Raw genomic sequence first — 22,480 nt, 5'->3', positions numbered from 1 at the left:
ATAGCTTAGTTTTGTTGAGTTACAGTGACTGCAGTGTCATTTGTGCATGGCACGGAAAATTAGTAAAAATACCATCTACGCCATACTCTAGCATTAATTCGATATCTTCCACTTTATCGACCGTGTAAGCATAAACTTGAAGGCCGCGTTGTTTTGCGTCAGCAACAAACTCATGGTTTATAAAGTTTTTATCTACATGAATGCTATAGGCATGCAGTTTTTGCGCAAACTCGCTGTAATTAATTGGGATAGAAGCGGTAAGTGCACCAATCTTTACCCACGGCAGTTTTTGCTTTAGCCACATCAGTTGGTGGTGATCAAATGAAGAGACTAACAGGTTATCCCGAGATATTTTCCCTGCACTGACATTTGACTCAATAAGCTCTACAAACTTGTCTAACGAAAAAGTATGTTTAAGCTCTAAATTAAGTAAAGTTTTATTACCAACCCAATCGATTGCCTGTTGTAAAGTGGGCACGCATTCGCCATTGCCTGCATCGTATTGTTGAATTTGCTCTTTTGAGCAGGCGTTTACTTTACCGCGACCTGAAGTTGTACGATCAAGCCAAGTGTCGTGAATAATCATGTAATCATCAAGGCAGCTTTGCACATCAATTTCGATGCCATCTACTGCTAAATCAACAGCGGCGATAATGGCGCTTGAGTATTTTCTGGGTAGGTACCACTGGCACCTCTGTGAGCGAATACTTTCATCATTGCTTATACCTACGAGTCACTGACCATGTTTCATAAAAAGCGGCGCTAATAACTAGTGCGCCACCAATAAGAGTGCTAATTGAAGGTTGCTCATGCAAAATTAAAAAAGCGAAAAACGTACCGTATAAAGGCTGCAAACAGGATATCAAACCAGCGGTTGAAGCTGATAAGTTTTTTAGGCTTGCTGCAAACAGTGAATGCGGTGCTGCTGTAAAAATAACCCCTACAGTAATTAATAGCAGCCAATTTATTGTATCAACTTGTAATGGCGGTACCTCGACAAAGGCACACAGCATAATGCAGGCGATCCAAGTTTGGTAAAGCATGGTTTGTGGGCCGCTATATTGGCTAAAGTAACGCTTATGAACGATATTTCGAAACGCAAAAAAGAACGCAGACAAAATACCAATAGCAATACCGAGGGTGACATCATTGCCTAAGCTGGCATCAGGAATAAGTAAATAAATACCAAGCATCACCACCAAGGCGCTAAAAATATCTTTGAGCTGTGGTTTACTTCCATGAAATAAAGGCTCTAAAAATACCGTGATAACAGGGTAAGTAAAAAAGGCAATCATACCGACTGCAATACCTGCTAGTTGCATACCTGCGAAGTAGGTGAGCCAATGTATTCCAACAGTGACGCCAAGTAACAAGGCTATAAGGTAGTCACGACGCGAGTGAAGCTTAATCGCTTTGTGTTGAATTGTAAGTAAGATCAGTAAGGCACAGCCAGCAATTGCTGTTCGGTAAACGGTAATATCTAATGCACTTAGGCTGACTAGTTTAGCGAATAATGCAGTCCCCCCAAATAGGAGTACTGCAATATGTAAGTATATTAGGCTCTGTTTGTGCGCCTGCATTACAAACCTTGTTATTGTTGTTATTAACTCTCTTTGTAACGGTAATCCTTTACTTTGTAAACTCCCCAAATGGGCTAATCCATTCGTTTAGTTCCAATATTTCCATCCCTGCAAGTAATAGTGCAGCACATTAGGCTCATCAAGCGTCGATACTTTTTCATTGTTAGCGCTAATATCCGGGGTAAAAATGAACAATTGTGCGTCATTTTCTGGGCGGTAAAAGCGGGTTTTAACCGGTAATACTTGTTGGTTACTACACATCAAGTTGCAAGCCATAACAAATCCCCATTCGCCAAAAGAGGGCACATTCAAATGGTAAGGCAAGGTGTGCGCAAAGCCTGCTGCACTGAGCGTATTATTGATAGACCAAAATGCGTGTTTCGCAAAAAATGGGCTGGTGGCCTGGGTCACTACAATACCGTTATTTGGTAATCGTGTTTTTACTAGTTGATAAAACTGCTGACTGTAAAGCCGTGCTAAATTGATTGCTTTTGGATCAGGTAAATCAATAAAAATAATATCGAACAGCTGTTCGCTTTGCTCAATAAACACATAAGCATCTTGATGAATAACCGTCACTTTAGGGTCACTGAGTGAGTGCTTGTTAAGAGTTGTCAGGTTGTGATTAGTTTGCGCAAGCCTAGCTACTGCAGGGTCTAAATCGACTATAGTAACAGACTCAATTTGCGGGTATTTCAAAAGCTCTCTGGCCGCCAAGCCATCGCCACCACCTAAAATTAGAATACGTTTTGCATTACCATGGCGCACCATAGCGGGATGAATAAGCGCTTCGTGATAGCGATACTCATCAATCGATGAAAACTGTAAGCCACCGTTTAAATAAAGCCGAATATCATCTTTATGACGAGTCAGTACAATTTGCTGATAGGGCGTTTGTTCTGAGTGTACAACACGGTCATCGTAGATTTGGCTTTGCCAAAGATGGGTGAGCTGTTTACTCGCAAATAAACAAAGCACCAATATTAAGCTAACTAAAACAAGCGTGAGCCTAAGCACTTTTCGACGATTTGGGCTGATATGGTCGATAAAGTACCACAGCAATAACAGCGCAATACTTAGATTCATTAAGCCAAAACTTAACGCTGTTTTAAAAACCCCAAGCCAAGGTAAAAATAGAAAAGGAAACAGTAAAGTCGCAAGTAGGGCGCCAAAGTAGTCAATAGATAACACATTGGCGAGGTTTGCTTTTAGCGCATAATGTTTTTCCATTAGGCGACTTAATAGCGGAATTTCTAAGCCAATCAAAATCCCTATTAGCGTGATGAGTAAAATACTAATGGCTTGCAGTGGTAAACCAAACGCATAACAGAAATACAGCAAGGGCACACTCAAACCACCGAGTAACGCAAGCGCTAACTCAAAACCAATAAAATAAGCTAGCAATGGTTTATCGGGCACAAAACGCGAAAAATAAGAGCCTATGCCCATTGCCGCCATATAGACGCCAATCGTCAGAGAAAATTGGGTGATGCTATCACCCAAAAAGTAGGCACCCGTTGTTGCGATCAGTAGCTCATAGATAATTGAGCAAAGGCCAGCAACAAAAATACTAAACAGTAAAATGTGGCTTTCGCGAATTGACTTATTTACCACCAGGGCCGCCTCGTGAACGGAAACCTGCACTACCAATACTTTGCTCACGCAATTGTTTATCAACGCTTATCGTGAGGTGGTGATAGGAGTAAACTTGCCAATCTTGCTCTTTGTCACCTTTGCTATATGCCAAGAAGGAAAAGAAGAGCACGGGTGCTAAAAAAAGTAACACAATAGGCCAAACAGAGATGCGCGATTCCATTGCTTTTATAGCCTCAGGGTTTAACTTATTGATTGGTTTATAAGTAATATCGGAGCCTTCACGCTCAGCTTCTAAACGATGCAGCATTACAAATAGCGCTACACCGCCGATGAAGCCAGAAATCCATAACAGCGGTAACATGAAATTACTGTTACCTTTGATTGGGATAATACGAAACGTATAACTAAAATGTTCGGCACGCTTATTTGGGCCAAACGTACTACTGACGTAGGCGCTATATTGCCCCTTCTTAGGGAAGTGGACATCGTGATGAGTATAATCACGGTACTCAGTCCATTTACCATCTGAATCGTGTCCGGTTTCTGCCCAAAGTTCATCAGAGTAACTAAATAAGTAGTTACCATCAGGGTCAAAAATTTCGATATCAATGGCTTTCCATGAGTTTAAAGGCAGTCTGCCTTTAATTTCTAAGCGCATCATTTGGCCATCTTCTGGCACTGTAAATAGGTAAGGTTTGTCTTGTCCGTCGTAGTCTTTAAAGTTGCCATATTGGCCACTAATAAGTGGCGCTTGTAGATCTGCACGTATCACTAAGCAAACAACAAATGTGATAGCGGCAATAATAAAAAGCTTATAGATGTTCATCCATTACTCCATAAATAAGCTTAAATAGCGATAGTGATGATAACAGCAACACAGATTGCAATGCTGCTTTCAATAACCGCTACGGCGGTGTTTTTGTCGTACATTGCTTGGTCGAGTGAAATTTTGCTAAAGATAATTTTATCAACGAGGTAACGCACAATTGGTAAAATTAAAAAGCCAAATAATGCGTCAATAAAGAATAAGCTTAAGCTTTGTTGCCAAGTATGAAAGCCACCAATGAGCGCATGACACAAGATAATAGCTAGCGCCAACATGGTGCCAGAAAAGCTAAGCGCTACGGCTTTGTTACCTTTTTCGAGCTGTTCGTGAAGATTAAAAGCAGTGAGGTGATCATAGCCTTTGGCAAAAATGATCAGCATTAGTTGCCCTAAAAAATAAAACACAATGGCCGATAACCAGCTGCCTTCGCCGGTTAATGCACCACCAATGATCAGCGCTGCAGCCATATAGTTTGCCGCTTGTACTAAGCCTACGGCCTCGTTTTGTTGGTTAATTAATTGCTCCTGGTTACAGAACAAACGCAGCAGTAACTTGTCATTCAAAATACGTGAGCAGGTTAGCAGTACCATACCTAATACACTGTACAGAGATACATTCATCAAATCGCTTAGCAAACCTTGACTAGGCCCAGCTAAAACAAAGCCATAAATAATGGTAATTGCCCCTAAATAGCCACCAATAGATAAACCTAAGGCACTGTTGGCATTATCGGTTAACTGGCTGGTGGTGTTATAAGGGGTTGCTAAGTTATACGACAGTTTTGCAACGGCTATGATCGCAATGAATAGACCAATATAGGCGCTGTTATAGGCCATCGTTGCGAGGTAGTGGGTTAAGTTAATATCCATATAATTATGTTAGCTTGTTGTTATTTTCCGAAAATATTAACACAGAGTGTTTGTTGCAAAGAATATCAAAGCTTCATTTTTGGCAGAATTAATCAATTTCTTAAAAGTTTCATCGCTTTTTTATGACAATTGTCAGTTCAATCAATGACAAAATTCACTTATTCCGGCAAGTAGAAAAAGTAATAGTTAAGCTTCTACTTTCTGGAGGAATAAAAATGAATAATGCGGCGTGGATAAGTTTATTAATTGCAGGAATTTTTGAGGTTATTTGGGCACTTGCTATGAAGCAGTCAAATGGCTTTACTAAGCTATGGCCTTCAGTTGTTACATTTGCAGCTATGTGGGCCAGCTTTGCCTTTTTGTCATTTGCTTTAAAGTCATTACCTCTCGGGATTAGTTATGCGATTTGGGTCGGTATTGGTACTGTTGGGGTATCAATATTTAGTGTGATATGGCTTAGAGAGTCTATTACGATATTTCAGATAATCTGTATTATATTAATTTTAGTCGGAATAATTGGGCTAAAATTTCAAACCAACTAAAAGAAGCAAGTGATATGTTAAATAGTCGGCTTAAGGATAAAAAAACGAATTTGACCTCTTTTTGGAATTGGGGGCCACTGCTTTTTTCGGGATTCTATTTGCTTCCGAGTATTTTCCAAATTGAAAGCACTGACTTTATGCAGATGTTCACGATTGTTCTGTTGTACTTAATTTTTATTTATTTGTATGTGAAAGCAACACAAAGAGGAACAGAACAAGTTTGGCTGCAGCTAATGTCGCTTATTTTGGTTTGTGTCATTGCTAGTTATCTAACAGTTGGCTCCGCGACTTTATTTGGTTTTGTAGCATATATTGTAGGCTATAACTTTTCGAACCGTGCGCGTATTTTTGCAATTTCGATACTACTTTTAGCTTTGCTATCTAGTAGCCAGATAATCAATGAAAATTATGCTGAGTACTTTCTCAGTGGTTCTCTTATATTGCTTGTCGCTTTATTTAGTTATGGTATTGCAGGGCGTAATGAATTTTTCCATAAACGCCGAGAAAAGCAAAATAGCAAACAGTTAGAGCAGTTTGCAGCAATTGCAGAGCGAGAGCGCATAGCTAGAGATTTGCATGATGTGTTAGGCCATTCTTTATCTTCAATCGCTTTAAAAGCGGAGCTCGCGAGCAAATTAAGTCAAGCTAATAGACAGGCTCAAGCAAGGTCGGAAATTTTTCAGGTTGCGGAGTTGGCTAGGGAGCTATTAAGCGATGTAAGAAAAGTTGTAACTGATTTAAAAGAATTGGATATAGATACACAAATTAATAGGTTAATTGTTCGGTTAGAGGAGAGTGGCTTCAAAGTTATTCGTAATATTAAGGTTGTTGACTTGCCGGCAAAATTAGAAGGAGTTGTTAACCTAATAATTAAAGAGGCTGTAACCAATATATTGCGCCACAGTAGTGCTAAATATTGTGAAATATCAATATTACAAACACTGGATAGTGTTGACATTAAAATGAAAAATAATGCAAATGAAACTAGCCAAATTACACTTGGAAATGGTCTATCGGGAATTAAAGAGCGATCTCTACAGCTAGGGGGAAAGGCCGAGTTTAGTTTTTGTAATCAACAGTTCGTTGCATTTATTAAATTGCCTTTGAGTATTAAATCGGAGCGGGCAGAATGATAAGAGTCTATCTTGTTGAAGATCAAGCGTTAGTTAGAGGAGCTGTTGCTGCTCTTTTAGGCCTTGATGAAAATGTTCAAGTAATTGGTCAGGCTGAAAATGGCAAGGTGGCGCTTGCTGAAATACCAAAGTGTAAACCTGACATCGTTCTTACAGATATTGAAATGCCGGAGTTATCAGGAATTGAACTTGCTGAAAAATTGGCAATAGAAAAGAGTGAAAGTCGTATAGTAATCATGACTACTTTTTCTAAAGCAGGCTATATCAGGCGCTCTTTAGATGCTGGTGTAAAGGGGTTTATTCTTAAAGAGGCATCAAGTGATAGTTTAATTCTAGCACTTAAAAAAGTCATGTCTGGGCATAAAGTGATAGATCCTGAATTAGTTTTAAGTGCTTTAGATGATAGAGACCCACTAACTGAAAAAGAGCGGGCATCATTAAAGTTAGCTGCAGAGGGGTTAAAAACGCAAATGATTGCAGCTAAATTATACTTAAGTGAGGGAACCGTACGTAATTACTTGTCAGAGGCGATTAGTAAATTAAATGCAAGTAACCGTATCGACGCTGCTAGAATTGCAAAGAGAAAAGGGTGGTTATAAGGTCCTTAATTTTGCTATTAAATTATTGAGCAAGTTTGAGTGCGAAAACAGGTTTAATTAATTTCTTAAAAGTTTCATAGCTTTTGCCTGTCTCATTGTTAGGTTATGGGTTAAAATAACAACATAACCAACTAACAAGATAGTGAATGTCAAAACAGGATCCAAATCTCAGTCGAGAACAAGAAAAGTACGAAAACCCCGTCCCTAGCCGTGAGTTTATACTTACTCACTTAGAATCTCGTGCCAAACCAGCAAACTTCACACAACTTTGTGACGAATTACATGTGAATGATACAGAACGTCAAATTGCGTTCAAACGTCGTTTACGTGCTATGGAGCGCGATGGTCAACTGTATTTCAATAAGTTTAAATGCTACGCATTGATTGATGAATCAGGCTTGGTTAAAGGCAAGGTCATTGGTCATCGTGACGGATTCGGCTTTTTAGAAGTTGAAGGTGAGAGTAAAGATTGGTTTATCGCCAAGCACCAAATGAATATGGTGTTGCACGGTGACATTGTGCTTGCTAAAGGTAATCGCAAAGGCGCTAGCGGCAAATGCGAAGCACGTATCATTAAGGTATTAACCAATGAACGTGCACCGATTGTTGGCCGCTATTTTGTTGAGCATGGTATTGCAGTTGTTGTGGCTGAAGACCCACGCATAACGCAAGACATTATGATACTACCGGGTAGTGAAAATGGCGCGCGCCACAACCAAATGGTGCAGGTGCAAATTACCCAAAACCCTAGCCGACATATGAATGCGGTAGGTAAAGTCACTGAGGTACTAGGTGAGCACTTAGCACCGGGTATGGAAATTGAAGTTGCACTACGCAATCACGATATTCCTCATGTGTGGCCAGAAGCGGTTGAAAAGCAAGTTGCTCATTTAGGTGAATTTGTTGATGAACAAGCAAAGCAAGGTCGTGTTGATTTACGTGACTTACCGCTAGTTACAATCGACGGTGAAGATGCCCGTGACTTTGATGATGCCGTTTATTGTGAGCGCAAACCATCAGGTGGTTGGCGTTTATGGGTGGCCATTGCCGATGTGTCGCACTACGTAGGAATGAACACGCCTCTGAATAAAGAAGCGATTGAACGTGGTAACTCAGTGTACTTCCCTGAGCAAGTTATTCCGATGCTGCCAAAAGTGTTATCGAATGGCTTATGCTCATTGAACCCGAAAGTTGACCGCTTGTGTATGGTTGCTGAGATGACAGTATCAGAAGCAGGTAAGTTGTCTGGGTATAAATTTTACGAAGCGGTGATGAATTCACACGCTCGTTTTACTTACACGAAAGTGAATGCGATTTTACAAGGCGATGAAAAGCTGCGTGAAGAATATGCCGAGATGGTGCCACATTTAACTGATTTACAGCAAATGTATATGGCACTCAAAGCTGCTCGCCAAGAGCGTGGTGCGATTGAGTTTGAAACCTTAGAAACGCGTTTTGTGTTTAATGCACACCGTAAGATTGAATCAATCGTGCCAGTGGTTCGCAATGATGCACACAAACTTATCGAAGAGTGCATGATTTTAGCGAACGTATCGGCAGCCCGATTATTAGAAAAGCACGAGGCAAGTGCGCTTTATCGTGTGCATGATGAGCCAGATGCTGAAAAGCTTGGTTTCTTCAGAAACTTTTTATCAGAGCTGGGCATCGAAACCGCGATTTCTGATGAGCCAACACCAAAAGAAATCACTCACGTGTTAACTAAATTAGGCGACCGCCCAGAAGCTGAGCTTATTCAAACCATGTTGCTTCGTTCAATGAAGCAAGCGGTGTATCAGCCAGATAACATTGGCCACTTTGGTTTAGCTTTACCGGCGTATGCCCACTTTACGTCGCCTATTCGTCGTTATCCTGATTTAGTGGTGCACCGTGCAATTAAAGCGGTACTTAAAGCGCAAGGTCAGCAAACATCGGGTGAGTATGCCTACACTGATGACGAAGTTGATATTTTAGGTGAGCAGTGCTCAACCACTGAACGCCGTGCTGATGATGCGACTCGTGAAGTCGCAGATTGGCTGAAATGTGAATTTATGCAAGACCATGTTGGTGACGAATTTGGTGGGGTGATCTCATCGGTAACTAACTTTGGTTTATTTGTACGCTTAGACGATTTACAAATCGACGGCATGATCCATGTAACTAACCTGGGCAATGAGTACTTCCATTACGATGGTGCTAAGCATTGCTTGATTGGTGAACAAACGCACACCGTTTATCGTTTAGGCGATAAACTAACGGTTCAGGTGTCATCTGTCAGTCTTGATGAGCGACGCATAAACTTAGTGTTAGCAGGTGAAGCGCAACAAGACCGTTATGCGCGTCGTCGTGGCCGTAGTGCCCCTGCAAAACCAAGTGTTCGTGCCCAGCTCAAAGCAGGTAAAATTCCTGGTAAAAAAGCGCAGTCAGGCAGCTTTGAGGCAAAATCAGGCGACAAAGAGAATGAAAAACGTGGCAAGTCTTCACCTTCTAAAGGGCGTAAAAAGCCTAATAGTAAACAAGCTGATGCTGTAAAAGCTGGCAAAAAGAAGAGTAAGAAAAAAGCCACCAAAAAGGCAAAAAGACCGGGTAAGAATGCCCGTAAACGTAATGGCCGAGGAGCAAATAATACGTGAGTAATGAATTAATTTTTGGTTTTCACTCAGTTGAAGCAATATTAGCAAAAGAGCCTGAGCGCTTTTTAGAAATATACGCTTTAAAAGGACGTGAAGATAAACGTTTAAACCCGGTTATTGACCAAGCACGTAAATTCGGTATTTCGGTACAATTTATGCAGCGTAAAGTGCTTGATAATAAAGCAAATGGTGAGCAGCACCAAGGCATTATCGCTAATGTAAAAGCGGCGCGCATGTACAATGAAAAAGATCTAGATGAGATCATAGCCCGTGAAGAAACGCCTTTCTTATTGGTGCTTGATGGCATTACTGATCCGCATAACTTAGGTGCCTGTTTACGTAGTGCAGATGCTGCGGGCGTACACGCGATTATCGTTCCTAAAGATAAATCTGCAAAACTAAACGGTACAGCGCGCAAGGTAGCGTGTGGTGCAGCAGAAACAGTGCCATTGGTACAAGTAACCAATCTTGCGCGTACGCTACGTGAAATTAAAGATGCAGGCGTTTGGGTTGTTGGTACTGCCGGTGAAACAGATACTGAGTTATTTGATGCAAATCTAACAGGGCCAATGGCTGTTGTTATGGGTGCTGAAGGGGATGGTATGCGCCGTCTTACACGTGAGCATTGTGATTTATTAGTTAAAATCCCAATGGCTGGTACGGTATCTAGCTTAAATGTGTCAGTTGCGACCGGTATTTGTTTATTTGAAGTGTTACGTCAGCGTAATGCAACGCAAATCTAACTACCGCGAAAATTTCAGACACAAAAAAAGCCGATGTAACATCGGCTTTTTTGTATCTATTTCGTAAGATTAGATCTTTGCAAAAGCGTCTTGTAGTGGTGGTACTACTTGCTTCTTACGGCTTAATACGCCACCTAACCATACGCGACCGTCTTCTGATTTAACATCATAGGCAGCTTCGATTACTGATACGTCATCAGACGCAATTAGCATTTCAGAGCCTTCTTTCATGATATCAGTTAACAGGAGTAATACTGAGTGGCGACCGCCTTCTTCTTTAAGCTTTGCGATGTCAGCTTCAAGGTCTGCTTTGATCTCATCAAATACAGCAAGGTCGATAACTTCTAGCTGGCCAATACCTACTAGCTTACCGTTCATGTTGAAGTCTTTGAAATCACGCATTACTAAATCACGTGCAGGCGTGCCTTCAACTGCTGATTTAACCTTGAACATTTCCATGCCCAGTTCTTTGAAATCTTCGATGCCAGCGATTTCAGCAAGTGCTTCAACACATTTGATATCAGCTGTTGTACACGTTGGTGATTTAAAGATTACAGTGTCGCTTAAGATAGCGCATAACATGATGCCTGCGATATCTTTTGGAATCTCTACGTTGTAGAAGTCATACATCATTTTGATGATAGTGTTTGAACAACCCACTGGGCGGATCCAACACTCAAGTGGTGTTGATGATGTTAAGTCGCCTAGTTTGTGGTGATCAACAACACCTACAACGCGTGCTTCATCGATGTCATCAGGTGCTTGTGTTTTTTCTGTGTGGTCAACGATATAAACGTCTTCGCCTGCGTAGCTAAGTTTTAGCTCAGGTGCTTCGAAACCGAATTTATCTAGGATAAATTGTGTTTCAGGTGATACTTCACCTAAACGCGTCGGGATCGCAGGTTCATTGATCTGGTTTTTTAAGTAAGCAAGCGCAATTGCACCGCAAATTGAATCTGAATCAGGGATCTTATGACCCACTACATACATTGACATTGACGGAACTCCTTTAAATTTGGCGGATATTTTAGCAAAGTATCGACAGATTGATACATAACAGACATGAAATTTTGTTGATCAATTACAACTGCCAATTAATGTCCTTTTTGGTTACACTTTAAGATATTGAAAACTGAGGAAGATACTGATGCGCTTGAGCCGAAAAGCATGGAATAATGTGGTGATTATTTCGATGCTATTGATGATTTTTTTCTTCAATGGCCTTCATAAAAAGCTCAATACACAGCCTGTTGAAGAAGGAGTACAAGCATTACTCCCAGAGCAAAGCTTTATTTTGGCGATGGCATTTCCAGAATTAAAAATCGAGCGTATCGGCACCTCTTGGCGTAGCCAATCACTGCAAGAAACCACATGGCAAGGCGATGAGCAGCAGCTCGAACAACTTGTTGAACTTTGGCAACATCAAAAACTGACTATTGCCAGTCTCCCTGTTAGTAAAATTTCACAGACATCGGCTGATTATGTTGCCTCCGTGTGGCTAGCCGGGGAGCAGTTGCCAGCGGTGTATCAGTTGTACAACATAGATCAGCAATACTATTTATTAGATAAGCGGTTACAACGAGTATTTGAGCTTGAACAAGCTGATGCTGCTAAGTTATTTCCGTTATACCCGTTTTAAGAGAGTCACAGATGCCTGAATTACCAGAAGTTGAAGTTAGCCGTTTGGGAATTACGCCGCATGTGCTTAACCAAACAGTGACCAAAGTAAATATTCATAACGCCAGTATGCGTTGGCCTGTGCCTGATGATGTATATCAATTACAAGGACTTAAAGTTACTTCAGTGGAGCGTAGAGCAAAATATTTATTACTCGGTTGTGAGCTGGGTAGTGTTATTTTGCACTTAGGAATGTCGGGCAACTTACGAGTTGTGAGCGCAGATGAGCCATTAAAAAAGCACGACCATATCGAATTTATTTTAGCCTCAGGTAAAGCGTTAAGACTCAACGACGCCCGTCGCTTTGGTGCCTGCTTATGGCAAGCACCAGGCGAATGTCATACCTTGCTAACCAAGCTTGGACCGGAGCCTCTTACCGATGAGTTTGCTGCAAAGCGTGTTTACGAACAGTCTAGAAATAAAAAAGTACCAATTAAACAGTTTATTATGGATAACGCTGTGGTAGTTGGTGTAGGTAATATCTATGCCAATGAGTCGTTATTTAAGGCTGGAATTCACCCGAAACGAGAAGCCGGCAAGGTGTCTTTAAAGCGTTATCAGCAATTAGTGCCTATTATTAAAGAAACACTTGCTGCGGCTATCACGCAAGGCGGCACAACATTAAAAGATTTTGCTCAAAGTGATGGTAAGCCCGGTTATTTTGCCCAGCAATTACTAGTTTATGGTCGCAAAGGTGAGCCATGTGTAACGTGTAAAGAGCCATTAAAAGAAATTAGGTTAGGACAAAGAAGCACAGTGTACTGCTCTAATTGTCAAAAATAACAATGAAGAAGCACGCCAAGGCGTGCTTTTTCATTAGAGTTCAAATGGTGCTACACCAACGGCTTTCATTTTATAGCCGACTTGAGCAATTTCACCAGACCAGGTTTCGGTGCTGATAACGCCAGTCACGACAATCGCATCGTATAGGCTTTCGATTGGCACGCCATCTTTAATCGTGACATGCACAATTTGATTTGGTGGCGGTGGTGGCACGTGAATACATGCACCAAAATAAGGAACCAATAAAAACTCGGTGATCACTTCGCTGTCGCCTTCAAGCGGAACAACAAAACCAGGCAAACTTACTGATTGACCATTAAGTTCTTTTACCACGGGAGCATCAAGGTCTGGTTGCACCCAGTTTTGCTCAGAGCCTTCATGGTTTGCTTGCGCTTGGGTATCGATTTGCACATGACCTTTTGGAATTAAATCTTCCCAGAAGATTTCTTTAGGTGCGCCAGCATTAGCTCCAGCACACACAACTAATGCGACTAAAGCGATGAACTTTCGAAAAAACGGCATAACATTCCTTAAATTTTAATACTCATACCATCAGCAAGAGAGTAGAAATACGCGCGAGTTGCGGGAATTAACCCAACAATAAAGCCTGCAACCATTATCGCAGCTAAAAGCATGAGTTCATAGGATGACAATAAGGCTATATTTAGGCTTATTCCGGCATGGCTTTGCAAGTAATCTGCGCCGAGTAGCATTAAAGCATAGAATAATGCGATACCAACAATGCAGCCAAGCCCTGTAATGAGTAATGATTCGACACTGATCAAGGTGAAAATATGCCAAGGTCTTGCGCCAACAGAGCGCAAAATTGCAAGTTCTCTGCGGCGTTGATTTAAGCTTGAAAGCAGGCTAGTTAACATGCCAAGCAAACTGATCAATACCACAACAATAGAAAATAACAGCAAGATTTTTTCAACGATAGAGAGCATTTCCCAGAGTTCACGCAAAGTAACACCCGGCATGATGGCAAGCAGTGCCTCATCTTTATATTGGTTGATATTACGACGTACTTGTAAGGTATAAAGAGGTGAATCGAAACCAAGTAAAAAAGCGGTTATTTGCTTTGGTGTGCCAACTAAATCAACATCATCATGCTGGTCGTGGTCGTGGTCGTGGTCGTGGTCGTGGTCATGGTCATGGTCATGGTCATTTGCATCAGCCTGAGCGGCTTCATGCTGATGAGCATGACCGCCATGAATCGCGTCAATTGCTGCAAGTGGGATATGCAGGGTTTTATCAACAGGTGTCCCCGTTGGTTTTAAAATACCAACTACTTTAAATGGGTTATCGTCATGATTATGAAAGCTGGTATTGCCCATGCCGTGTGCAATCACCACTTCATCACCAAGTTGATAGCCAAGGGTATTGGCAACCTCAGCCCCTAGTACAACCTCAAATAAATGATTAAACTCATGACCTTGTGAAAAGCTTAACGGCTGTTTTTTAGCAAAGCGATAGTGCTCAAAATAGTCTTTATTTGTACCAAGTACAGCTAAACCTTTATGGCTGTCGCCAAGCGACATAGGGATAGCCCATTTTACACCGCGCTGCTCAGAGATGTATTGGTAGCTTTTCCAACTCACACCATTATTAGCATGGCCAATCCGAAATACCGAAGACAGCAGTAGTTGGATATCACCGGTACGCGCACCGACAATTAAATCAGTACCAGAAATTGTATTGCTAAAGCTACTTTTTGCATCGACACGAACCCGCTCAATCGACATGAGTAGCATTACGCTGATAGCAATGGTAAACAGGGTGAGAAGGGCGCTGGCCTTTCGGTTTAATAAACTTTTTGTGGCGAGTTTAATGAGTAGCATCTGTGCCTCCTTGTAACTCAACAAGGCTGATACTGCGGGTAAATAGCGTTTGTAATGTTTCATCATGGCTAACAAAAATTAGCGTGCTATTTGCTGCGTTTGCCTGTTCAAATAATAATTTTACGAAGGCTTGGCGATTTTGCGTGTCGAGTGCTGAGGTAGGTTCATCTGCAATGATAATTTCAGGGCTGCCGATAAAAGCTCGCGCTGCGGCAACTCTTTGTTGCTGACCTATACTCAGCTGTGCAACGGCTTGATGTTGCAAGGCGTCGTTTAGTCCTAAAGCAGTGAGTAAGCGGCTTGCCTCCGCGGCTATTGTTGCACTATTTTTTAATGCGTTTTTTTGCCTTTGCTTTGAAAATTGGCAACCCAAAGTCACGTTTTCAATGGGCGATAAATAGGGCAGTAAATTAAAGTTTTGAAAAATATAGCCAATATGGTCGGCACGAAAACGGTCACGTTTACTATTGCTCAGTTGGTTAATCGCTTTACCAAGAAGCTGGATATTGCCTTGTGTTGGCACTGTGACACCAGCAAGCAGGGATAATAACGTTGATTTACCACAACCACTCGGACCGTGAAGAAAAACATGTTCGCCTTGATCAATATCTAGCTTAGTAATATTGATCGTCGGCTCAGGTTGTTTTGCGTGCCATTTAAAAAGCACATTTTCAAGCGTGATCATAACGACCTATGAATTGTTACCATCGCCAGTAATTTAACTCTTTGCGCATTTTAAAATTACGAATAAAATTACGTGGTTTCGGCTTAAGTGCAGGATTGCTCAATAGTAATTCATTGCTAGCAGCAAGTACACGTTGACTCGATAAGCCGTCTTGGTAAGGATGCAGTTGCTGGCAGAAGTGTTCGATTTTTGCCATTAATTCCGCAGGCTTACTCAATGCATAGTCAATTGCCTCGGCAACTTTATCTGCATCTGTAATATCAACTAAATGCTCACCAGCACCATGATTACAAAAAGTCACCACAGGTTTTCTTTGTAAGATAAACATAAGCAAAATAGACGAGGTATCACACAGCATAACATCCGCTGCTTGTAATAGTGGTAATACGTTATCAGTCTCGACAAAGGTTAGATTGTCGTTTTGTAGAGCCTTGTATTGTTCAACAATCTCGCTTGGCATTTTTGGGTGAAATTGCACCAAAATTCGCCACTTGCCTTGTTCACTGTATGCTTTTATTTGTTCGTATAATTTAGGTGCAAGAGAAAGGCGCTTTGAGAAAGTCGAGCAAATCAATAAGGTTTTTCTGTTGTCATCATGATTTTTGTATGGATTGTTTTCAATCTCACTAAAGTAAGGATCGAGCGTCGGCCAGCCCGTTTCTTTTACTTTAAAGAATCCATGTTGCTGGGCAAGCTCTAAAAAAGTAGTCGTGGTTGTTGGCCCTTGAGTGCAATATAAGTCGAAGCACCCTCGAATATTAAAGTGATTATCAACACCTTTATTCATGCGCTTTCCTGAATTGAAACCATGGAAAACAGCCACTTTTTTTCCAGGGATGAAATCCGGCACCACATTCCCTGGTACATACACGATATCTGGGCGCCAGTCTTTGAGCTCATCTACTGATAATAATCGAATCTCATCTTGGTGAAGGAAGTTTGGATTTACTTCATCGCCGTACAAAAACCAGCGAACTTCGCCACCTCGGGCTAAAATCTCCCGTTGTAATGGGCGTAAGATCGCGTACGAATAGTTCTGCGAAATAAACATTAAGTATTTTTTGTTTGCGGTAGCTGCTAAGTAATCCAAGAAAACCTCCTATTGCGAGGTCGCTATTATAGCGAAATAATGTTTATGACAGCAAAATTACTGGAAGTTTAAATTTTTATGTTTTTTATCACGTCCGCAGGCTGCTGATGATAGTGCAATGATTGAGCTTTCAAGGCGTCTAGATTATTATAGGCGGCCATAACCCCAATCCCATACATGTGCTCACATGAGCATGCCAAATACTATCGGAGATAGCATGACTAGCTATAAAGTTTTAGACGTAAACGATGATTTACCGATCCGTACCAAAGGTGCGGTACACAGTGGTAAAGTGCGTTCAGTTTATTGGTTAACGGATGAAGACAGTGCTCGTTTAATTAATGAAAAAGGTTATCAAGTTCCAAAAGGAACTGAGCTAGCTATTATGGTTATTTCTGACCGTATTTCTGCGTTTGATTGTATTTGGCAAGGTGAAAACGGTTTAAATGGGGTGCCTGGTAAAGGCATCGCGCTAAACTCTGTGGCGTCTCATTGGTTTAAGTTATTTGATAAAGCAGGTCTTGCTGGTAACCATATTGTTGATATTCCACATCCATATGTATGGATTGTGCGTAAAGCAAGTACAGTAAAAGTTGAAGCCATTGCGCGCCAATATATTACTGGCAGTATGTGGCGTGACTACGCCAAAGGTACACGTAGTTTCTGTGGTATTGATTTACCAGAAGGCTTAGCTGCGAACCAAAAGTTAGATGAAGTGTTAATTACGCCATCAACGAAAGGCATTATTACCGGTGTTGCTGAGATCCCTGAAGTAGATGATGTAAATATTACCCGTGAAAATATTACGAATAACTTAGCTGTTTTTAACTTCAAATCTGAAGATGATGTCGCTAAATATGAGCAATTACTTGTTGAAGGCTTTAAGCTGATCAGTGATGAACTTGCACAGCTTGATCAAATCTTTGTCGATACTAAATTTGAATTTGGTTATGTTGAAGACATTGATGGTTCAGATAAGCTTATCTATATCGATGAAGTAGGCACACCAGACTCATCACGTATCTGGGATGGTCCAGCTTACCGTGACGGTAAAATCATTGAAAACTCAAAAGAGGGTTTCCGCCAGTTATTAATTAATAACGTGCCAGACAGCGACGTGTTATTAAATAAAGACCGTATGGGCGAGCGTGAGCAGCTTGCTAAAGACTACACCTTGCCAGAATCAGTGATGCTTGAAGTGTCTGATACCTACGTTGGCATTGCGAGTAAAATTATTGGTCAAGAAATCACTATTCCTAGTGACCCAAGAAATGAAGTAATCGCAATTTTAGATAGTGATTATGGCTTAATTAAGCACGATTAATAGGCATTTACTAATTTTATTCATAGCTAAAATGCTATTTTTAAAGCCAAGCTGTCACAAATAACATTGCTTGGCTTTTTATTACCTTCTGTACTCATTTCTGAATGATGTATAAGGTAATTAAACGGGATAAACATGATCCCAATAGTCTCCACCTTTCTGACATTACAGATTAATTGATAACGAAAGTAACACTAAGCAAAGTTATTACTGTAACTAATTCACTAAGTTTTAAGTTTTTCGTCAATACTTTCTTGCCTAAAACCGGTCTCTATCAATGAAATGATTAGGTATAACTTAACAATAGATTAATCTATACTGAATTGTGAACTAAGAGCGGAACTAATTAATTATGTTGATGTTTGCGAATTTTTTTAGCCGGGTATGTTACGTTGCTTTGTTATTAGGCTCAATGAATGTACTTTCAGCGGACTTTTCCTTTGTTGTACGCGATCAATTTGGAGAGCCATTAAAAGATGCTGTTATTGAGTTTAAGGATCAGCAGTTAAATCACCAAGATAACTTATCAGTTGCCGTCATGGACCAGGTTGATAAGCACTTTACTCCTAAAGTACTTGTTATTCAAAACGGGCAATTAGTTGACTTCCCAAATAGTGATAATATTCGCCATCATGTGTACTCATTCTCGACTGTAAAGCAATTTGACATCAAACTTTACTCTGGTCGGCCTGAAAAACCCGAAAAATTTGAATCACCCGGGATTGTTGTTCTCGGTTGTAATATCCATGATTCAATGGTCGGATACATTTATGTTGCAGATAGTTCAGAAGTGCTAAAAACGAGCGTAGATGGGAAGGTTCAATTAAATGTGAGTACATTTCCTGTTAGCTTTACGGTATGGCAACCAAACCAACAGAGTGATATCGATCAGAAAAAAACAATTACATTTGCTGATTCTTCGCAGGTTGCAGATATTGTCATTACTACAATAGAGCCGAAACCACGAAATACATTTGGAGAAATGTTTAAGGGTACTAATGATTAATAGTTTAAGAGGGCGAGTTATTGCCTTATGTGTTGGTCTTGTTCTGTTAACAAGCTTAGTCAGCCTAGTTAGTTCTTGGTGGTCTGCGAATCGTTTTAATGACCAAAAGCTTCTAGAAGATATTAATGTTGCTGAGAATGTTTTTAACCAGTATTTAAGTGCGAAAGAGAGCCTTCTTCTAACTGCTGCAAAAGTGTTAACAGCAGATTTCGGTTTTAAACAAGCTGTCGCAACTCAAGACGCCGATACTATCAGCAGTGTCTTAAATAATCATAGTAGGCGGATTAATGCTGATTTAATGATGCTCATAAACTTATCTGGGGAGCTTGTTTCTGCTAATACGGATTTCGCTCACATGCCAAATGAGTTTACGGCATTAATGAAGCAGTTATTAGATAACCCTGAGCAGTCAAATTTCATTGTTATCGAGCAGACTCTTTATCAAGTTATTATATTGCCAGTTCGAGCACCGAGAACAGTTGCATATAGTTTGGTTGGTTTTGAAATCACAGATCTAGTTGCCGAAGAGTTAAAAAAACTTACAACTATGGATGTAAGTTTTATCGGAGAGGATGATGATGTCGTTGAAACCTCTCTTGTTGATAAGCCAGAAGATAATGCAGTACTTAGGCATTTTGAAAATAAATCTACACAGCGAATTTTTGGGGAAAAGCCAGTTTATCGTAATCGCCTTGTTGAGCTACCTTCGGTTTCTGGGCATAAAGTATCAGTGCTACTAAGTGCCGATTTAACTCGAAGTTATCTTGAATTTGAGCAGCTCTTTTTTACTATTATTTCATTAGCAGCTATCACAGTTGTGATTGGTGTTTTAGCTAGTGGGATTTTGGCTAAAAACCTTACCACACCGCTTTCTAAACTTACTTTACTTGCTCAGCAATTCGCGCGGGGTAACTACAAAGCTGAATTTATAGGAAAAAAGCAAAGTACTGAAATTACGACGTTAGTTGATGCATTCAATAATATGGGTAATGACATTAAAGAACGTGAACGACAAATCAACTTTCAAGCAAGTCATGATACGTTAACAGGGTTTTTAACACGCAGTGCCATGTTGGAAATTATGGAATCGCTATTAGGGCAAGGCACTGAATATACTTTAGTTGCTATTGATATAAGAGGTTTGCGGCATATCAATGACAAACTTGGCCCTCGTATTGGAGATGATTGTTTAAGAGAAGTTGCTGAACGTATTAGTGAGTATTCTGAGCCGCTTGGTGGAGTTAATGCACGCATAGGTGGAGATGAGTTTTTAACCTTATTTCCAAGTGGAAAAGCAGAGCAATTAAAAAGTGGAGTCATGGATTTAATGGCTCAGCTACAAGTCGGTTACACTATTCAAGGCTTGAATATTACCTTGCGATTTAGCGCTGGTGTAGTTCATTGTACCTTTGAGGGAGTTAAGCCCGATGATCTAATGCGCCGAGTTTTAATCGCAATTGATACAGCTTCGTCAAAAAAGAAGAATGTTCATTATTATCAAAACGGCGAAGATGAAGAGTATCTGGAACGGTTGGCAATTATTGATGAATTAAAACATGCATTACAAGCAGACGATGGCCAATTGTTTATGACTTATCAACCAAAGCTAAATTTAAACACCTCTAAGATCGATAAAGTGGAAGCGCTGATCCGTTGGCAAAGAAAGGATGGGCAGTGGGTATCACCGGAGCTATTCATTGATTTAGCTGAGCAGTCAGGTGTTATTGTTGATTTGACTGCTTGGGTAGTTAAAACAGTTGTCACTCAAGTCGCAAGGTGGCAAGAACAAGGCATTATTATGCAAGCCGCTATCAATGTTTCGGCTCAAGATATTGCCTTCCCAAGCTTTTTCTCTCATTTGGCAAAACAATTAAAAGAGAATGATGTTAATGGACAGCTTATTACAATAGAGCTGACAGAACGCGACATGATAGAAAATGAAGAACAAGGTATTAAAGCATTAGAAAACCTAAAATCACTTGGGGTAAAAATATCGCTAGATGATTATGGTGTTGGGCAAACTTCATTGGGTCGCTTGAAATTACTACCTATCGATGAACTTAAGTTAGATAAATGCTTTATTCTTCAATTGGAGCAATCTAAACAAGATCAGTATATTGTTGAATCAACAATAAACTTAGGTCATCAGCTAGGTTTCTCTGTCGTTGCAGAAGGTGTTGAAAATAAAGCTTCTTTAGACTTTTTGAAACTAATGAAGTGCGATTATGCGCAAGGGTATTACTTGAGCAGGCCACTAAAATCAGAGCAGTTTTTACAATGGCTAGAGGTCTATAATGAAGCATCTTAATTGGCTATTTGGACTAACTTTCATTGTTTTTACAAGTTCAGGGTTTGCAGCTTCAGGTAAATTATTAGCAACGCCCGGAGTCTCTCAGGTTGAAGGCAGTGCGGGTGGTGGGATTGTTCCATGGGCTCAGCTCGCAGGCTATGCAAGTGATGATGAAATCGCTTTGAATGGCTTTTGCAGTCGTGCAAATGTAAGTGATTACCGCTTAGATGTTTGTGGTGCGCAGCTAAATGTTTATGATCGCGTGGAATTTAGTTATGCGGAGCAACGTTTCGAAGTTCCCGCATTAAATACCGATATTGAGCAATCAATTACCGGGGCAAAAGTACGCTTATATGGTGACATTGTTTACAGTAAATGGCCGCAATTAAGTTTAGGTGTGCAGCATAAGTCTTTAGATGATGGCAGTATTGCTAGTTTATTAGGTGCAAAAGATACCAGCGGTACCGATATTTACCTTGCTGCTAGTAAATTACATTTAGGGGCGCTTGCAGGGTATAATTGGTTTTGGAACACCACCTTTCGTTATAGCGATGCCAATCAGCTAGGTTTGTTAGGTTTTGGCGGTCCTGATAGTGATAAAAAATTGTTGTTTGAAGCATCTACAGCGGTGTTTTTAACCCATGAAATAGCTTTGGGCGTTGAGTATCGGGTAAAGTCCAATAACCTTGGTTTAGGAGAGCAAGATTGGCAGGATGTATTTGTGGCTTGGTTTCCTAATAAGTATGTTAGCATCACCGCTGCTTGGTTAGACTTAGAAAGTATTGCTGGTGCTGAAGACCAAACTGGTTGGTACTTATCAGTAACAGGGTATTGGTGATGATAAAAACACTTTTTACATTTGTATTTACCGTTATGCTTGTGGGTTGCGTAAGTAGCAATAATGGCACCTTGTACCAGCAACTTAATGGTAAACAAGGGGTTGAAAAATTGGTTGAAAGTTTTATCAATCAAATAGGCCATGACGAACAGATTTTAGCTTATTTTAAACAAAGCAATGTTGCGCATTTTCGCCAAGGCTTTATCACTCATTTGTGTAGTGTCACCGACGGTCCTTGTGAATACAAAGGCGATAACATGGTTGATATACACACTGGAATGAATATCTCAAAAAAAGACTTTAACCGTGTGGTAGAGCTTTTGATTAATGCTATGGACGAACAACAGATTCCACAAACAGTACAAAATAAAATTCTTAGTCGCTTAGCACCCCTTCGCCCTGAGATAATTGATATTTAGCTTGTACAA

General features: G+C 40.5%; 21 protein-coding genes and 1 pseudogene. 12 read left to right on the top strand and 10 right to left on the bottom strand.

Translation table 11 applies throughout. The features are described from left to right. Nucleotides 1-19: 19 nt before the first annotated feature. From JIG37_RS21535 to JIG37_RS21515, 5 genes and pseudogenes are all read right to left on the bottom strand, one after another. A pseudogene (locus JIG37_RS21535) lies at nt 20-714 on the bottom strand (glycerophosphodiester phosphodiesterase family protein). Continuing rightward, a complete protein-coding gene (locus JIG37_RS21530) occupies nt 714-1,580 on the bottom strand; it encodes a DMT family transporter (RefSeq protein WP_199530245.1) in 867 nt (288 codons plus the stop codon). Before JIG37_RS21530 ends, JIG37_RS21535 begins: the two are co-directional and overlap by 1 nt. Before the next feature lie 87 nt (nt 1,581-1,667). Beyond that, the gene (locus JIG37_RS21525) at nt 1,668-3,194 is read right to left on the bottom strand and encodes a polyamine aminopropyltransferase (protein WP_348535096.1); all 1,527 of its coding nucleotides are present in this window, start codon (nt 3,192-3,194) and stop codon (nt 1,668-1,670) included. Then, nucleotides 3,184-4,002 (bottom strand): hypothetical protein, encoded by an 819-nt coding sequence (locus JIG37_RS21520; RefSeq protein WP_054561029.1) that lies wholly within the window; start codon nt 4,000-4,002, stop codon nt 3,184-3,186. The genes JIG37_RS21525 and JIG37_RS21520 overlap by 11 nt, the downstream gene beginning before the upstream one ends. 20 nt (nt 4,003-4,022) lie before the next feature. Next, the gene (locus JIG37_RS21515) at nt 4,023-4,871 is read right to left on the bottom strand and encodes a DUF350 domain-containing protein (RefSeq protein WP_194441970.1); all 849 of its coding nucleotides are present in this window, start codon (nt 4,869-4,871) and stop codon (nt 4,023-4,025) included. A 215-nt stretch (nt 4,872-5,086) separates the two neighbouring features. Here JIG37_RS21515 and JIG37_RS21510 point away from each other — a divergent pair, with 215 nt between their 5' ends. The 5 genes from JIG37_RS21510 (at nt 5,087) to rlmB (ending at nt 10,518) form a co-directional block, all read left to right on the top strand. Further along, nucleotides 5,087-5,413: a multidrug efflux SMR transporter gene (locus JIG37_RS21510; protein ID WP_054552883.1), complete on the top strand. Its 327-nt coding sequence runs from the start codon at nt 5,087-5,089 to the stop codon at nt 5,411-5,413. Nucleotides 5,414-5,427: 14 nt separating this feature from the next. Further along, nucleotides 5,428-6,546, top strand: a complete 1,119-nt coding sequence (locus JIG37_RS21505) for a histidine kinase (protein WP_166338796.1) — start codon at nt 5,428-5,430, stop codon at nt 6,544-6,546. Next, entirely contained in the window at nt 6,543-7,145 is a 603-nt protein-coding gene (locus tag JIG37_RS21500; protein WP_199530244.1) for a response regulator transcription factor, read from the top strand. The genes JIG37_RS21505 and JIG37_RS21500 overlap by 4 nt, the downstream gene beginning before the upstream one ends. A 146-nt stretch (nt 7,146-7,291) precedes the next feature. Continuing rightward, nucleotides 7,292-9,775: a ribonuclease R gene (rnr, locus tag JIG37_RS21495; protein ID WP_199530243.1), complete on the top strand. Its 2,484-nt coding sequence runs from the start codon at nt 7,292-7,294 to the stop codon at nt 9,773-9,775. Further along, entirely contained in the window at nt 9,772-10,518 is a 747-nt protein-coding gene (rlmB, locus tag JIG37_RS21490) for a 23S rRNA (guanosine(2251)-2'-O)-methyltransferase RlmB (RefSeq protein ID WP_199530242.1), read from the top strand. The genes rnr and rlmB overlap by 4 nt, the downstream gene beginning before the upstream one ends. A 69-nt stretch (nt 10,519-10,587) precedes the next feature. On the opposite strand, the gene JIG37_RS21485 is transcribed toward rlmB, so the two are convergent. Then, nucleotides 10,588-11,514: a manganese-dependent inorganic pyrophosphatase gene (locus JIG37_RS21485; RefSeq protein ID WP_199530241.1), complete on the bottom strand. Its 927-nt coding sequence runs from the start codon at nt 11,512-11,514 to the stop codon at nt 10,588-10,590. A gap of 151 nt (nt 11,515-11,665) precedes the next feature. Here JIG37_RS21485 and JIG37_RS21480 point away from each other — a divergent pair, with 151 nt between their 5' ends. Then, the gene (locus JIG37_RS21480) at nt 11,666-12,157 is read left to right on the top strand and encodes a hypothetical protein (protein ID WP_054552702.1); all 492 of its coding nucleotides are present in this window, start codon (nt 11,666-11,668) and stop codon (nt 12,155-12,157) included. Between the two features lie 11 nt (nt 12,158-12,168). Beyond that, a complete protein-coding gene (gene mutM, locus JIG37_RS21475) occupies nt 12,169-12,978 on the top strand; it encodes a bifunctional DNA-formamidopyrimidine glycosylase/DNA-(apurinic or apyrimidinic site) lyase (RefSeq protein ID WP_054552701.1) in 810 nt (269 codons plus the stop codon). A gap of 33 nt (nt 12,979-13,011) precedes the next feature. On the opposite strand, the gene JIG37_RS21470 is transcribed toward mutM, so the two are convergent. Genes JIG37_RS21470 through JIG37_RS21455 form a run of 4 tightly spaced genes read right to left on the bottom strand, consistent with a single transcriptional unit; the run spans nt 13,012 to nt 16,594 of the window. Then, nucleotides 13,012-13,500, bottom strand: a complete 489-nt coding sequence (locus JIG37_RS21470) for a DUF3299 domain-containing protein (RefSeq protein WP_199530240.1) — start codon at nt 13,498-13,500, stop codon at nt 13,012-13,014. 8 nt (nt 13,501-13,508) lie between these two features. Continuing rightward, complete coding sequence (locus JIG37_RS21465) at nt 13,509-14,819, bottom strand: ABC transporter permease (protein WP_199530239.1); 1,311 nt, start codon at nt 14,817-14,819, stop codon at nt 13,509-13,511. Further along, nucleotides 14,806-15,504, bottom strand: coding sequence for an ABC transporter ATP-binding protein (locus JIG37_RS21460; RefSeq protein WP_138598859.1), 699 nt, complete (start codon nt 15,502-15,504; stop codon nt 14,806-14,808). Before JIG37_RS21460 ends, JIG37_RS21465 begins: the two co-directional genes overlap by 14 nt. A 16-nt stretch (nt 15,505-15,520) precedes the next feature. Further along, the gene (locus JIG37_RS21455; RefSeq protein WP_228482591.1) at nt 15,521-16,594 is read right to left on the bottom strand and encodes a CDP-glycerol glycerophosphotransferase family protein; all 1,074 of its coding nucleotides are present in this window, start codon (nt 16,592-16,594) and stop codon (nt 15,521-15,523) included. 217 nt (nt 16,595-16,811) lie between these two features. Here JIG37_RS21455 and JIG37_RS21450 point away from each other — a divergent pair, with 217 nt between their 5' ends. The 5 genes from JIG37_RS21450 to JIG37_RS21430 all read left to right on the top strand — a co-directional run bounded on the left by JIG37_RS21450 (nt 16,812) and on the right by JIG37_RS21430 (nt 22,471). Then, the gene (locus JIG37_RS21450) at nt 16,812-17,918 is read left to right on the top strand and encodes a phosphoribosylaminoimidazolesuccinocarboxamide synthase (protein WP_138598860.1); all 1,107 of its coding nucleotides are present in this window, start codon (nt 16,812-16,814) and stop codon (nt 17,916-17,918) included. A gap of 352 nt (nt 17,919-18,270) precedes the next feature. Continuing rightward, nucleotides 18,271-18,924, top strand: a complete 654-nt coding sequence (locus JIG37_RS21445) for a methylamine utilization protein (protein WP_138598861.1) — start codon at nt 18,271-18,273, stop codon at nt 18,922-18,924. After that, nucleotides 18,917-21,232: an EAL domain-containing protein gene (locus tag JIG37_RS21440; RefSeq protein ID WP_138598862.1), complete on the top strand. Its 2,316-nt coding sequence runs from the start codon at nt 18,917-18,919 to the stop codon at nt 21,230-21,232. The genes JIG37_RS21445 and JIG37_RS21440 overlap by 8 nt, the downstream gene beginning before the upstream one ends. Then, entirely contained in the window at nt 21,219-22,052 is an 834-nt protein-coding gene (locus JIG37_RS21435) for a DUF3034 family protein (RefSeq protein WP_199530238.1), read from the top strand. Before JIG37_RS21440 ends, JIG37_RS21435 begins: the two co-directional genes overlap by 14 nt. Further along, nucleotides 22,052-22,471, top strand: coding sequence for a group 1 truncated hemoglobin (locus tag JIG37_RS21430; RefSeq protein WP_194441943.1), 420 nt, complete (start codon nt 22,052-22,054; stop codon nt 22,469-22,471). Before JIG37_RS21435 ends, JIG37_RS21430 begins: the two co-directional genes overlap by 1 nt. Nucleotides 22,472-22,480: the final 9 nt, after the last annotated feature.

Source organism: Pseudoalteromonas sp. bablab_jr010, from assembly GCF_016464105.1.
In the GTDB taxonomy this organism is placed as follows: Bacteria; Pseudomonadota; Gammaproteobacteria; order Enterobacterales; family Alteromonadaceae; genus Pseudoalteromonas; species Pseudoalteromonas simplex.
Note: the sequence above shows the minus strand (reverse complement) of the source record. Positions and strands in the feature narration are given on the sequence as shown.